A 12145-nucleotide genomic window follows, 5' to 3' on the forward strand; every position below is an offset into this window, starting at 1 on the left:
CTCTCGTTCGCGAACAATGCTCGCGCTTCCACGACACGGTTGTCAAGAGCAGTGCTCACATTTGCGATCGGCGCTCTCTTTCTGCCATGCTGGCCGCATGGTCACCACTGCGCGGGAGCGCGCCCGCGCGGAACTCACCGCCGAGATCACCGACTCCGCCCGGCGCCAGCTGGCCGAGGTCGGGGCGGCGGCGCTCTCGCTGCGCGCGGTGGCGCGCGAGCTCGGCATGGCCTCGTCCGCGGTGTACCGCTACTTCCCGAGCCGCGACGACCTGCTCACCCGGCTGATCATCGACGGCTACGACGACCTCGGTGCCGCGGCCGAAGCGGCCGACGCGCCGGACGCGCCGCCGCTGGAGCGGTGGCTGGCGGTGTGCCGCGGCGTCCGCACCTGGGCCCGGGCGCACCCCCACGAGTACGCCCTGCTCTTCGGCTCCCCGGTCCCCGGCTACCAGGCGCCGGAGGACACCGTCGCGGCCGCCTCCCGCGTCGGTGTCGTGCTCGGCCGGATCCTCGGCGATGCCGCCCGCGCCGGCGCGCTGCCTCCGGCGGGCGACGAGCGGGACGCGGCCCTGGTCAGCGACGACGCCGTCGCCGTGCTGGGCGGCGAGCACCCGTCGCTCGACGACGCCGTCCGGCTGCGCGCGCTGCTGGCCTGGAGCTCGCTCTACGGGGCGATCAGCTTCGAGCTCTTCGGTCACTTCGTCGGGTCGGTCGAGGACGGCGACCGCTTCTTCGACCGGGCCATGACGGAACTGGCCCGCATGATCGGGTTCTGATGCCCTTCACCCCGAGCCACGCCGCCGCCGTCCTGCCGTTCCTGCGGACGCCGCTGCCCGCCTCGGCGCTGGTGATCGGGAGCATGGCCCCCGACATCCCCTTCTACCTGCCGTTCGACCCGGGGCTCCGCACGCACACGGCCGCGGCGGTCGGCAGCACCGACGTCCTCTTCGGGGCGCTGGCGTGGCTCGTCTGGCACGGGCTGCTCGCCGCCCCGGCGCTCTGGGCGGCGCCCCGCGCCCTGCGCGCCCGACTGGCGGCGGTCCCGCTCGGGGTGCGGGTGCGCCTGCGCGACCTGCGGACGGTGCTGCTCACCCTCGTCGCGCTCGCCGTGGGCTCGGCCACCCACGTCCTCTGGGACGAGTTCACCCACGCCGGGCGCTGGGGCCCGGAGGTCTTCCCGGCGCTCGGCGAGCTGTGGGGGCCCCTGCCCGGCTACCGCTGGCTCCAGCACACCAGCGGCCTCGTCGGGGCTCTGCTGCTGCTCGCCTGGCTGGTCCGGTGGTGGCGGCGCTCGCCGGTCCGAGCGATGCCCGACCACCGCGCGCCCTGGTGGCCTTGGGTGCTGCTGCTGGCCGTGGCCGCGGGTGTGGGCGGTACCGCAGCGCTCGCCGCCCCCGACCTCGGTGCGGCCGGCTACGACGGCGCGACCTGGGGCGGTGGCGCGGCCCTGGTCGTCGGACTGCTGTGCGCGACCGGGTGGCACCTGCGTCGCCGGAACATGGCCTGACCGGCCGTCCTGGATCTGCTACGGGCAACCTGGCTCACGGTCGACGGTGAGCCAGGTTGCCCGGTGATCAGCCAGGCGATCACCATCGCGCTCAGTCGATGGCGACGGTCGTCTCGTTGATGCCGACCTCGGCCGAGATGACCCGCTCGCCGCGGCCCACGGGCGCCAGGGTCCGCAGCTTCCACTGACCGGGAGCGGCGAAGAAGCGGAACTCACCCTCCGGGCTCGTGACCACCTCCGCGGTGAACTCGTCGGTTGTGTCCAGCAGCCGGACGTAGGCACCGGCCACCGGGGCGCCGTCGTGCCACACCTGGCCCTGGATGACGGTCTGCGTCGTCAGGTCGACCCCCTCGAGGCCGGTCCCCTGCTTGGGTGCTCCGCACATGTCAGCTCACTTCTCGATCGGGACGCCGACGAGCGAGCCGTACTCGACCCAGCTGCCGTCGTAGTTCTTGACGTCGGGCTTGCCGAGCAGCTCGTGCAGCACGAACCAGGTGTGGCTCGAGCGCTCGCCGATCCGGCAGTAGGCGATGGTCGCCTTGCTCTCGTCGTAGCCCTGCTCGTCGTAGAGCTTGGCCAGCTCCTCGTCGCTCTTGAACGTGCCGTCCTCGTTGGCCGCCTTGCTCCACGGGATGTTCTTGGCCGTCGGCACGTGGCCGGCCTTCTGCGCCTGCTCCTGCGGCAGGTGCGCCGGGGCGAGGATCTTGCCGGAGAACTCGTCGGGCGAGCGCACGTCGATGAGGTTCTTCGAGCCGATCGAGGCCACGACCTCGTCGCGGAACGCCCGGATCGAGAGGTCGGGGTCCTTGGCCGTGTACTGGGTGGCCGGGCGCGTGACCGTGTCGGAGGACAGCGGACGGCTGTCGAGCTCCCACTTCTTGCGGCCGCCGTCGATCAGCTTGACGCTCTCGTGGCCGTACAGCTTGAAGTACCAGTACGCGTAGGCGGCGAACCAGTTGTTGTTGCCGCCGTAGAGGATCACGGTGTCGTCGTTGCTGACGCCGCGCGAGGAGAGCAGCGCCTCGAAGCCCTCCTTGTCGACGAAGTCGCGGCGCAGCGGGTCCTGGAGGTCCTTCTTCCAGTCCAGCTTGATCGCGCCCTCGAGGTGTCCGCCGTCGTAGGCGGTGGTGTCCTCGTCGACCTCGACGAAGACGAGGCCGGGCTTGCCCAGGTTCTCCTGGGCCCAGTCGGCGGTGACGAGCACGTCGGTACGGCTCATGGTCGGGTTCCTCCGTTGATGGATTCGTTCAGGCGCGGGCCGGCAGGGCCCGCCGGGCGATCAGGTACATCTCGCAGCCGAGGCAGAAGCCGGTGACAGCGTTGAGCAGGGCGGCCACGAGCGCCAGGCCCGTGGCGACGGCGCCGACGACAGGGGCGCCGAGCAGGTAGCCGGCCGCCCCGACCACCGCGAAGAGCAGACCCACGAGCTGGGCGAACCGCGGCGGCGCCTCGGCCTCGCGCTCGCGCACCGGCCCGAGCCGGGGCGCGACGAGGGTGCGGAAGAGCAGGCCGTAGGGCGCGTACCGGAGCCCGGCGAACGCGCCGACGGCGAACACCACCGCCTGGACGGCGACCAGCACGCCGCTCCCGGTGAGCAGGGCGACGGCGAGCACGACGCTGGTGACCCACGCGGCGAAGCGGGGACCCCTCACGTCGACGGACGGGGTGGCAGAACTCATGGGATGACCTTCGAAGACGGCGGACAGGGCACGTCTGGTCGGTCGGGGAACCGACCTAGGAGGTCGGACAGAGGCAGCTGCCGACGCGGCACAGGTCCACTGTGCGGCGCGAGGTCAGCAGGATGCCCACGGCGCGAGGGTAGCCGATCACGGTCGCGGGCCGACCCGGGCGTCCACGAGGGCGGTGAGCTCCTCGGGCCGCGGGGCTCCGCTGCTGCGCCCGATCACGGTGCCGGCGCGGTCGAGGTAGAAGAGGGTGGGCGTCCGGCGGACGTCGAGCGCCCGCACCTCGTCGAGGTGGCTCTCGGCGTCGACGTGCACGACCGCGAGGCCCGGCCGGGTGGCCTCGAGCTGCTCCAGCCGCGCCTTCGTCGTCCGGCAGGGGGCGCAGAACGCGGTCGAGAACTGGACGACGGTCAGGTCCGCGTCGCCGGGGCGCACGCCGAGGGCGTCGAAGACCGGGTCCACCGCGCCCTCCTCCCTGCCCGCAGGACCGACGACCACGGGACGGACGACGCCGTTCCGGCTGCGCAGCCACCAGGCGCCCAGGGCCGTCAGCACGAGCACCGCCCCGAGGACGGCTGCTCCGATCCCGCTCATCTCCCGACGAACCCGGCGCCGCCGCGCGGTTATTCCAGCGGGGCCAGCACCGTGTCGATCGCCTCGACCTCGACGACCACGCCGTCGGGGGCCGGCGTCACGCTGGTGAGCTGGAGACCGAAGGGCAGCGCGGGGACCGCGTACCGCAGGTCGAGCAGGTCGCTGGCCCGGTCGACCAGGAAGCCGGGCACGTCCACGCCCGCACCCGAGGCGTTCTCCACGTCGACGACGAGCTCGTCCCCGTCGAGGGTGACGGTCCCCGTCGCGGTCAGCGGCAGCGTGTACCCGAGGATCTCGACGGTCTTGGTCACCCGCAGCCCGTCGCCCTCCGGACCCAGGGTGCTGTCGCCGCCCAACTGGTCGGAGAGCAGGTCGTAGGAGAGCGTCGCGGTCCCCTCGATCCGGTCCACCGGCACCTCCTGCACGTCCCCCGAGAGGACCGTCGAGAGGGGCAGGTGCACGCCGGTGAGCCGGACGGCGGCGGTCGTCCCCTGCTGGCCCAGCTCGTCGGCGGTCAGCGAGATACGCACGTCGTCGTAGCGCCCCTCGAGCGCCTGGGTCAGGAACGGGAAGCCCCGCACGTCGACGTCCGGGGTGCCCGCCAGCCCGGCCTGCTGGGTCAGCTGGTCGGCGACGTACCCCTCGGCCCACCGCTCCACCGCCCGGTCGGCCAGCAGGCCGACCCCGAGCAGGACGGCGATGATCACGACGAGCACGACGAGGACCTTCACCGCAGCGCCCTACCCGGAAAACGCCTCACAGCACCGACTGCAGGGCCAGCGCCACGGGTGCGGCAGCGGCGATCGGCACCACCGCCTGGACGACCGGGAGCGCCCAGAGCGAGACGTGCGGGCCCAGGTCGCCGTCGTCATCGGCCGCCGTCGCCTCCACGACCACGTAGCTGGCCGCCACCGCGGTCAGCGCGGTCACCCCGCCGATCGCCGCTCCGAACCCGGCGGCGGCCACGTCTCCCGCCAGGTCGCCGACGTCCCGCAGCACCCACGTGACGGCGGCCGCGGCCAGCACCGCGAGCACCAGCCCGACCGCCCCGCGCGGCACGTCGAAGGCCAGCTGCGGGCGCGGGAGCACGAGATCGACGACGTGCCCCACCACCAGCGCGGCGCCCACCGCCCCCAGCGCCAGCGCGGCCCGCCCGTCGCCACCCGGCGTGCGGCCCAGCAGGAGCAGCGCGCCCAGTGCCCCGATCACGCCGATCAGCAGCACCCCGCCCGACAGCGAGGCCACGAGCTCGGAACGCGGTCGCCGCAGCATCTGCTGCAGGACGACCGCGAGGAAGCCCAGGCCGAAGACCGCCAGCAGCCCGCCCAGCTCCGGGCGCTCGGGCAGCACCAGCATCAGATCCGCCGCGACGGCCGCCGCCGCGCCCACGGCGAGGGACCCGGCGAAACCCTGCGCGCCCGTCACCAGCACCCACGAGAGCACCAGGCCGAGCTGGAGCACCAGGACGGCGGCCAGGCGGCCGAGGTCACCGAGCACCTCGGGGAGCCCGATCAGCAGCCCGACCGCGAGCAGCGACACCACCGCGGCCGGGAGATGGTGTCCCCGGGCCGGGAGGAGGGACTGCACAGGCACGGAGGTCACGACCGGATGGTCGCAGACGCCCAGCGCCCGATCCGCTCGACGAGCGGAGCAGTCGCTCCGCTCTCGGCGTGTCCGAAGCCCGGGACCACCCAGGCGGTCGCCCCCGGGCCGGCCGCCTGGGCCAGCGTCCGGAAGTGCTCGAGCGGGAAGTACTCGTCCCGGTCCCCGTGCACCAGGAGCAGCGGGGTGGGCGCGATGTCGCTGACCACCTGCAGCGGAGCCGGCGGCGGCACGAGCCACGGGGCGTCCAGCCGCAGGCCCAGCAGCCGGGCGACCAGCCTCCTCCCCGGCGTCGTCTCCAGGAGCCAGTGCACCCGCTGCATGGGGCGGGTGTCGCGCACGTACCAGCGGCTCACCGCCGACAGGCTCACCACGGCGTCGGGGCGGTGCCGCCCGAGTGCCGCCTGCCGCAGCACCGCACCCCCGCCCATCGACAGTCCGAGCGTCACCACGGCCTGCGCGCCGTCGGCCCGGGCCGCCGCCACGGCGGCGTCCACGTCCTGCGTCTCGGGGTCGCCACCGGCGGTCGACCCTCCCGCGGACCGGCCGTGCCCCCGGAAGTCCACCGCCCGCACCTCCCCGAACGGGCGCAGCCAGCCGGCCAGCCGCAGGAAGGAGGGACGGGACACCGAGTTGGTGAATCCGTGGGCCACCACGAACGTCAGCGACGGCACGCCCGCGGCCGGCACGACGATCCCGGAGAGCACCGTGCCGTCGTCGGAGACCACCGTCACCGACCGGGTCCCCGGTGGAAGCGCGCTGTTCGGGGGCACGTCGGCTATCCTGCCTACTCGTCCTCGACAGCGCCGTCGATGAGATCTCGAGGAGACGACATGCGACTCGTGCTCATGACCGCGGCGCGCCAGGCCACGACCGAGGTGCTGCCCGCCCTGGGGCTGCTCGCCCACCAGGTGCGCGTGGTGGCCCCCGAGCTGTCCAGCCTGCTCGACGGAGATTCCGGTGACGTCGTCCTCGTCGACGCGCGCCACGACCTCATCCAGGCCCGCACGCTGTGCGGCCTGCTGTCCTCGACCGGCGTCGCCGCGTCGCTCGTGGCGGTCCTGTCCGAGGGCGGCCTGGTCGCGCTGTCGGCCGACTGGGGGGTCGACGACGTCCTGCTCGACACCGCCGGGCCCGCCGAGGTCGATGCGCGGCTGAAGTGGGCCACCGCCCGCCGGATGGCCGCCAGCACGCCCGCCGACGGCGCCGACGGCGCGGTCACCCAGGCCGGCGAGCTGGTCATCGACGAGCACAGCTACTCCGCCAAGCTGCGCGGCCGCCCGCTCGACCTCACCTACAAGGAGTTCGAGCTGCTGAAGTACCTGGCCCAGCACCCGGGGCGGGTCTTCTCGCGGGCCCAGCTGCTGCAGGAGATCTGGGGCTACGACTACTTCGGCGGCACCCGGACGGTCGACGTCCACGTGCGCCGCCTGCGCGCCAAGCTCGGCACCGAGCACGAGGCGCTGATCGGCACGGTGCGCAACGTCGGCTACAAGCTCGACCAGCAGGTGGCCGACGCGACCGCCAAGGCCCACGCGGAGACCGTGCCCGGGAACAGCGCCCACGCCGGGGCCGACGCCGAGCTCGTCTGACCCCGCGCTTGTCCGACCCCGCGATCGCCGACACCGAGCGGCTCGACCCCGACGGCGTCGCCGCCGTCCTCGCGCTGCTGCGCGCCGCCGCGGCCGCCGACGGCGTCCGGCCGGTCTCGGAGGAGGCCGAGCTGCGCCTCCAGCACGGCGGCCCTCCCGGGGGTCGGGACGTCACCGCGTCCCTGGACGGCGCCCTGGCCGGGTACGCCCGGTTCGACGAAGGCGCGGCCGAGCTGGTCGTGCACCCCGCCCACCGGCGGCGCGGCGTCGGGTCCGCGCTGGCCGGCCGGCTCGAGCAGATCGCCGGTGCCGGACGCCTGTCGGTGTGGGCGCACGGCGACCTGCCCGGCTCGGCCGAGCTCGCCGCCAGCCGCGGCTACACCCGCGCCCGGGTGCTGCTGCAGATGCGGCGCGACCTGGCCGGTGTCGCCGCCGACCCACGACCGCCGCTGCCCGACGGGGTCGCCGTACGGCCGTTCCGGCCCGGGCGGGACGACGCCGCCTGGCTGCAGGTCAACGCCCGGGCCTTCGCCGACCACCCCGAGCAGGGCAGCTGGACCGCCGACGACCTCCGGCTGCGCCAGGCCGAACCGTGGTTCGACCCGGCCGGCTTCCTGCTCGCCTGGCGGGGCGATCCCGACGACGGCGGCGAGCTGCTCGGCTTCCACTGGACGAAGGTCCACCCCGCCGGTGACGTCGGCGACGAGCCGGTGGGCGAGGTGTACGTCCTGGGCATCGATCCCGGCGCCCAGGGGATGCGGCTCGGCAGCGCGCTGACCGACCTGGGCCTGGCGCACCTGCGCTCGCGCGGCCTGTCCGAGGTGCTCCTGTACGTGGAGGAGGCCAACGCCACCGCGGTGCGGCTGTACGAAGGGCGCGGCTTCCGTCGCTACTCGGTCGACGTCGCCTGGCGGCGCGAACCGGGCGCCGCCCGACCCCTCTGACTACCGGGCCACCCCACCGGCTCCACGCCTCCGCGCGGCGGTTCACCCAGCGGACGTGAGCTGTCTCTCACCCGTGCAGGCAGTGCTCCGCCGTCGTTCACCCCGCGTTCACCGAGCCACCCGGATCTGGCCACTTCGGCTGCTTAGCGTCCTCGACGTTGGTCCTTCGCTGCCCGGCACGAGGCCGGGCGCACTGTCGAGAGGCACTGTGTTGAAGCTCAGCACCAGGTCGCGCGCCACCACCCTCGTTGTGGCGCTGGCCGGCACCCTCGCGCTCTCCGCGTGCGGCGCGTCGAACGAGGCGGACACCGACTCCGCCGGCACTGGCGGAGGGGAGCTCAGTGGCGACCTCGTCGGCGCCGGCGCGAGCAGCCAGCAGGCCGCGATGCAGGGTTGGCAGGCCGGCTTCACCGACGTCGAGCCCGGCGTGAACCTCAGCTACGACCCGGTCGGTTCGGGCGGCGGCCGCGAGCAGTTCCTCGCCGGCGGCACCGACTTCGCCGGTAGCGACGCCGCACTCGACGACGAGGAGCTCGCGCTGGCCGAGGAGCGGTGTGGCGCCTCGGGCGTCTTCGAGCTGCCGAACTACATCTCGCCGATCGCGGTCGTCTACAACCTCGAAGGCGTCGACGAGCTGAACCTGTCCCCCGAGACCCTGGCCGGCATCTTCGACCAGAAGATCACCAACTGGAACGACCCGGCGATCGCCGCGGACAACCCCGACGCCACGCTCCCGGACCAGGGCATCACCCCGGTCAACCGGTCCGACGAGTCCGGCACCACGGAGAACTTCGTCGAGTACCTGGCCGCCGCGGCCGGCGACGCGTGGCCGCACGAGGTCAGCGGTGACTGGCCGGTCTCCGGCGGTGAGGCGGCGCAGGGCACCTCGGGCGTCGTCGGGGCCGTCGAGGCCGGGGCGGGCGCGATCGGCTACGCCGACCTCAGCCAGGCCGGCGACCTCGGCGTCGCCAGCATCGGCGTCGGGGAGGAGTTCGTCGCCCCGTCGGCGGAGACCGCCGCCGCCGTCGTCGAGAACTCGGAGCCGCTGTCCGGCCGGGGCGAGTACGACTTCGCGATCGAGCTCAACCGGGACACCACCGGCTCGGGTGAGTACCCGATCGTGCTGGTCAGCTACCACGTCGGCTGCATCGAGTACGAGGACCAGGAGACCGCCGACCTCGTCAAGGCCTTCATGACCTACGTGGTCAGCGAGGACGGCCAGCAGGCCGCCGCCGAGGCTGCCGGATCGGCGCCGATCTCGGACACTCTGCGGGAGCAGGCGCAGACCGCGATCGACGCGATCACTGCCAGCGCCTGACGGTCCCCAGCGTCGGCCCGGGGCGGGAACGCCCCGGGCCGACGCGCCCTCTTCTTCGGAGCAGCGGTGACGATCACCTCCCCACCTGAGCAGCAGCATCGCCCGGTCCGCCGCATCGGCGACCGGGTCTTCTCCGGTGTCGCCCGGGGAGCCGGCATCGCGATCCTGGTCATCCTGGCCGGAGTCGCGGTGTTCCTCGTCATCGAGGCCCTCCCCGCCCTCACCGCCTCGGCCGGAGACATCCCCGGCGGCGAGGGGCTGGCGAGCTACATCGCGCCCCTCATCTTCGGCACGCTGCTGTCGGCGGTCATCGCGCTGCTGGTGGCCACCCCACTGGCGGTCGCCATCGCCCTGTTCATCACGCACTTCGCACCGCGCCGGCTGGCCCAGAGCCTGGGGTACGTGGTCGACCTGCTGGCGGCGATCCCGAGCATCGTCTACGGCTTCTGGGGCGTCGCCTGGCTGGCGCCCAACCTCGTGCCGCTCTACGTCTGGCTCGAGGAGAACCTCGGCTTCATCCCGCTGTTCGCCGGTCCGGCGTCCTCGACCGGGCGCACGATGCTCACCGCCGGCCTGGTCCTGGCGATCATGATCCTGCCGATCATCAGCGCGATCAGCCGCGAGGTCTTCCTGCAGGTCCCGTCCCTGCACCGCGAGGCGGCGCTCGCCCTCGGTGCCACGCGCTGGGAGATGATCCGCCTGGCGGTGCTGCCCTACGGCCGCTCCGGGATCATCGGCGGCGCCATGCTCGGCCTGGGCCGCGCGCTCGGCGAGACGATGGCCATCGCCCTGGTGCTGTCGGTGTCGGGCGGCATCACGTTCAACCTGATCAGCAGCGGAAACCCCTCCACGATCGCGGCCAACGTCGCCCTGGAGTTCCCGGAGTCCTCGGGCCTGGACGTCAACGCGCTCATCGCGAGCGGGCTGGCGCTGTTCGTCATCACCTTCGCCGTCAACATGCTCGCGCGCTCCATCGTGAACCGGCGCGCCGACTTCTCCGGAGCCAACTGATGCCTCAGACGTCGACCTCGACGCCGGAGACCGCGTCGGCGGGCTCGGGCACCTCGACCGCGCTGCACTCGGTCGGCCACCTGGGGCGCTGGGCGCCCTGGGCGATCTTCGCGGGGGCGGCGGCCGTGGCGGCCCTCCTCGGGATGGCCACCGGGCTGAACGCCGCCGTCTTCGCGATCTACACCGTCGCGCTCGGCACGATCGCCCTGTACGCGGCCTCCCGGAAGGTGGAGGGCCGACGCCGGGCGACCGACCGGCTCGTCACCTGCGTCGTGGTGAGTGCCTTCGGGCTCGCGATGGTGCCGCTGGTCTCGCTGGTGATCGAGGTCGTGAGCAAGGGCATCGGGCGCCTGGACAGCGAGTTCTTCGCCTCGTCGATGACGGGCATCATCGGTGAGGGCGGCGGCGTCTACCACGCCATCGCCGGCACGCTGATCATCACCGCCCTGACCACGCTCATCTCGGTGCCGATCGGGCTGCTCACCGCGATCTACCTCGTCGAGTACGGCACCGGCCGGCTCAAGCGGGCCATCACCTTCCTCGTCGACGTGATGACCGGCATCCCGTCGATCGTCGCCGGTCTGTTCGCCTACGCCCTGTTCGCCGTCTTCTTCGGCCCGGGCGTGCGGCTGGGCATCGCCGGGGCGGTCGCCCTGTCGGTGCTGATGATCCCGGTGGTGGTCCGGTCCGCGGAGGAGGTCCTCAAGCTCGTCCCGAACGAGCTGCGCGAGGCGTCCTACGCACTGGGAGTGCCCAAGTGGCGCACGATCGTGAAGATCGTGCTCCCGACCGCGGTCGCCGGGCTCGCCACCGGTGTCACGCTCGCCATCGCCCGCGTCATCGGCGAGACCGCACCGCTGCTCGTGACGGTCGGCATCATCAACGGCACGAACCTCGATCCGTTCGACGGCCGGATGGCCACCCTGCCGGTCTACGCGTACTACCAGCTCACCCAGCCCGGGGTGCCGCCGGAGTTCGCGATCGACCGCGCCTGGACGGCGGCGCTCGTTCTCATCATCATCGTGATGGGACTCAACATCGTCGCTCGCCTGTTCAGCCGCTTCTTCGCCCCCAAGACCGGTCGCTGACCGAGAACGCAGAGGACTCACCGTGGCCAAGCGCATCGACGTCTCGGACCTGAACATCTACTACGGCAACTTCCTCGCCGTCGAGGGCGTCACCGTCTCCATCGAGCCGCGCAGCGTGACGGCGCTGATCGGCCCGTCCGGCTGCGGGAAGTCCACCTTCCTGCGGTCCCTCAACCGCATGCACGAGGTGCTCCCCGGCGCCCGCGTGGAGGGCAAGGTCTCCATGGACGGCCAGGACCTCTACGCCCCCGATGTGGACCCGGTCGACGTCCGGCGGCACATCGGCATGGTGTTCCAGCGGCCCAACCCGTTCCCGACGATGTCGATCTACGACAACGTCGCCGCCGGCATCCGGCTCAACGCCCGGAAGATGAAGAAGAACGACCTCGACGACCTCGTCGAGCGCTCGCTGCTCGGGGCGAACCTCTGGAAGGAGGTCAAGGACCGGCTCACCCGGCCGGCCTCGGGCCTCTCCGGCGGTCAGCAGCAGCGGCTGTGCATCGCCCGCGCCATCGCCGTCGAGCCCGACGTGCTGCTGATGGACGAGCCGGCGTCCGCGCTGGACCCGATCTCCACGCTGGCGATCGAGGACCTGATGACGGAGCTCAAGGAGCGCTTCACCATCGTCATCGTCACCCACAACATGCAGCAGGCCGCCCGCGTCAGCGAGCAGACCGGGTTCTTCAACGTCGCGGGGGCCGGGCAGCCGGGGCGGCTGATCGAGTTCAACGCGACCGAGAAGATCTTCAGCAACCCCGACGAGAAGGCGACCGAGGACTACATCTCCGGCCGCTTCGGTTAG

Annotated in this window: 15 protein-coding genes; 8 read left to right on the plus strand and 7 right to left on the minus strand. The window is 72.9% G+C overall.

The window, feature by feature from the left end:
- Nucleotides 1-97: 97 nt before the first annotated feature.
- Both ABD644_RS02455 and ABD644_RS02460 read left to right on the plus strand, forming a co-directional pair.
- The gene (locus ABD644_RS02455) at nt 98-778 is read left to right on the plus strand and encodes a TetR/AcrR family transcriptional regulator (RefSeq protein WP_344686907.1); all 681 of its coding nucleotides are present in this window, start codon (nt 98-100) and stop codon (nt 776-778) included.
- On the plus strand, nt 778-1509 hold the full coding sequence (locus ABD644_RS02460; protein WP_344686908.1) for a DUF4184 family protein: 732 nt from the start codon (nt 778-780) through the stop codon (nt 1507-1509). Before ABD644_RS02455 ends, ABD644_RS02460 begins: the two co-directional genes overlap by 1 nt.
- A gap of 91 nt (nt 1510-1600) precedes the next feature.
- Here ABD644_RS02460 and ABD644_RS02465 read toward each other — a convergent pair whose 3' ends face one another.
- The 7 genes from ABD644_RS02465 to ABD644_RS02495 all read right to left on the minus strand — a co-directional run bounded on the left by ABD644_RS02465 (nt 1601) and on the right by ABD644_RS02495 (nt 6124).
- The gene (locus tag ABD644_RS02465) at nt 1601-1894 is read right to left on the minus strand and encodes a DUF1416 domain-containing protein (protein ID WP_344686909.1); all 294 of its coding nucleotides are present in this window, start codon (nt 1892-1894) and stop codon (nt 1601-1603) included.
- 6 nt (nt 1895-1900) lie between these two features.
- Nucleotides 1901-2728, minus strand: coding sequence for a sulfurtransferase (locus ABD644_RS02470; protein ID WP_344686911.1), 828 nt, complete (start codon nt 2726-2728; stop codon nt 1901-1903).
- A 28-nt stretch (nt 2729-2756) separates the two neighbouring features.
- Nucleotides 2757-3188 carry a DUF4395 domain-containing protein gene (locus ABD644_RS02475; RefSeq protein ID WP_344686912.1) on the minus strand — a complete coding sequence of 144 codons (432 nt, stop codon included), beginning with the start codon at nt 3186-3188 and terminating at the stop codon, nt 2757-2759.
- 147 nt (nt 3189-3335) lie between these two features.
- Nucleotides 3336-3788, minus strand: coding sequence for a thioredoxin family protein (locus ABD644_RS02480; RefSeq protein ID WP_344686913.1), 453 nt, complete (start codon nt 3786-3788; stop codon nt 3336-3338).
- A gap of 29 nt (nt 3789-3817) precedes the next feature.
- Nucleotides 3818-4519 (minus strand): LmeA family phospholipid-binding protein, encoded by a 702-nt coding sequence (locus ABD644_RS02485; RefSeq protein ID WP_344686914.1) that lies wholly within the window; start codon nt 4517-4519, stop codon nt 3818-3820.
- A 25-nt stretch (nt 4520-4544) separates the two neighbouring features.
- Nucleotides 4545-5390: a hypothetical protein gene (locus ABD644_RS02490; RefSeq protein WP_344686915.1), complete on the minus strand. Its 846-nt coding sequence runs from the start codon at nt 5388-5390 to the stop codon at nt 4545-4547.
- Nucleotides 5387-6124, minus strand: coding sequence for an alpha/beta hydrolase (locus ABD644_RS02495; RefSeq protein ID WP_344686916.1), 738 nt, complete (start codon nt 6122-6124; stop codon nt 5387-5389). Before ABD644_RS02495 ends, ABD644_RS02490 begins: the two co-directional genes overlap by 4 nt.
- 99 nt (nt 6125-6223) lie before the next feature.
- Between ABD644_RS02495 and ABD644_RS02500 the strand changes: the two genes are divergently transcribed.
- The 6 genes from ABD644_RS02500 to pstB all read left to right on the plus strand — a co-directional run bounded on the left by ABD644_RS02500 (nt 6224) and on the right by pstB (nt 12145).
- The gene (locus ABD644_RS02500) at nt 6224-6982 is read left to right on the plus strand and encodes a winged helix-turn-helix domain-containing protein (protein ID WP_344686917.1); all 759 of its coding nucleotides are present in this window, start codon (nt 6224-6226) and stop codon (nt 6980-6982) included.
- 8 nt (nt 6983-6990) lie between these two features.
- A complete protein-coding gene (mshD, locus tag ABD644_RS02505; RefSeq protein ID WP_344686918.1) occupies nt 6991-7926 on the plus strand; it encodes a mycothiol synthase in 936 nt (311 codons plus the stop codon).
- 208 nt (nt 7927-8134) lie between these two features.
- Complete coding sequence (gene pstS, locus ABD644_RS02510) at nt 8135-9244, plus strand: phosphate ABC transporter substrate-binding protein PstS (protein ID WP_344686919.1); 1110 nt, start codon at nt 8135-8137, stop codon at nt 9242-9244.
- Nucleotides 9245-9310: 66 nt separating this feature from the next.
- Nucleotides 9311-10255 (plus strand): phosphate ABC transporter permease subunit PstC, encoded by a 945-nt coding sequence (pstC, locus tag ABD644_RS02515; RefSeq protein WP_344686920.1) that lies wholly within the window; start codon nt 9311-9313, stop codon nt 10253-10255.
- A complete protein-coding gene (gene pstA / locus ABD644_RS02520; protein WP_344686921.1) occupies nt 10255-11343 on the plus strand; it encodes a phosphate ABC transporter permease PstA in 1089 nt (362 codons plus the stop codon). The genes pstC and pstA overlap by 1 nt, the downstream gene beginning before the upstream one ends.
- Before the next feature lie 22 nt (nt 11344-11365).
- Nucleotides 11366-12145 (plus strand): phosphate ABC transporter ATP-binding protein PstB, encoded by a 780-nt coding sequence (gene pstB, locus ABD644_RS02525; protein WP_344686922.1) that lies wholly within the window; start codon nt 11366-11368, stop codon nt 12143-12145.

Origin of the sequence: Blastococcus jejuensis (assembly GCF_039534705.1) — a bacterium.
Lineage (GTDB): Bacteria > Actinomycetota > Actinomycetes > Mycobacteriales > Geodermatophilaceae > Blastococcus_B > Blastococcus_B jejuensis.

Excerpts from the sequence above, each read along its gene's own strand:
- ABD644_RS02475 (WP_344686912.1), bottom strand. The coding sequence starts at position 3,188 with ATGAGTTCTGCCACCCCGTCCGTCGACGTGAGGGGTCCCCGCTTCGCC.
- pstA (WP_344686921.1), top strand. The coding sequence starts at position 10,255 with ATGCCTCAGACGTCGACCTCGACGCCGGAGACCGCGTCGGCGGGCTCG.
- ABD644_RS02500 (WP_344686917.1), top strand. The coding sequence starts at position 6,224 with ATGCGACTCGTGCTCATGACCGCGGCGCGCCAGGCCACGACCGAGGTG.
- ABD644_RS02470 (WP_344686911.1), bottom strand. The coding sequence starts at position 2,728 with ATGAGCCGTACCGACGTGCTCGTCACCGCCGACTGGGCCCAGGAGAAC.
- ABD644_RS02460 (WP_344686908.1), top strand. The coding sequence starts at position 778 with ATGCCCTTCACCCCGAGCCACGCCGCCGCCGTCCTGCCGTTCCTGCGG.
- ABD644_RS02480 (WP_344686913.1), bottom strand. The coding sequence starts at position 3,788 with ATGAGCGGGATCGGAGCAGCCGTCCTCGGGGCGGTGCTCGTGCTGACG.
- ABD644_RS02455 (WP_344686907.1), top strand. The coding sequence starts at position 98 with ATGGTCACCACTGCGCGGGAGCGCGCCCGCGCGGAACTCACCGCCGAG.
- ABD644_RS02465 (WP_344686909.1), bottom strand. The coding sequence starts at position 1,894 with ATGTGCGGAGCACCCAAGCAGGGGACCGGCCTCGAGGGGGTCGACCTG.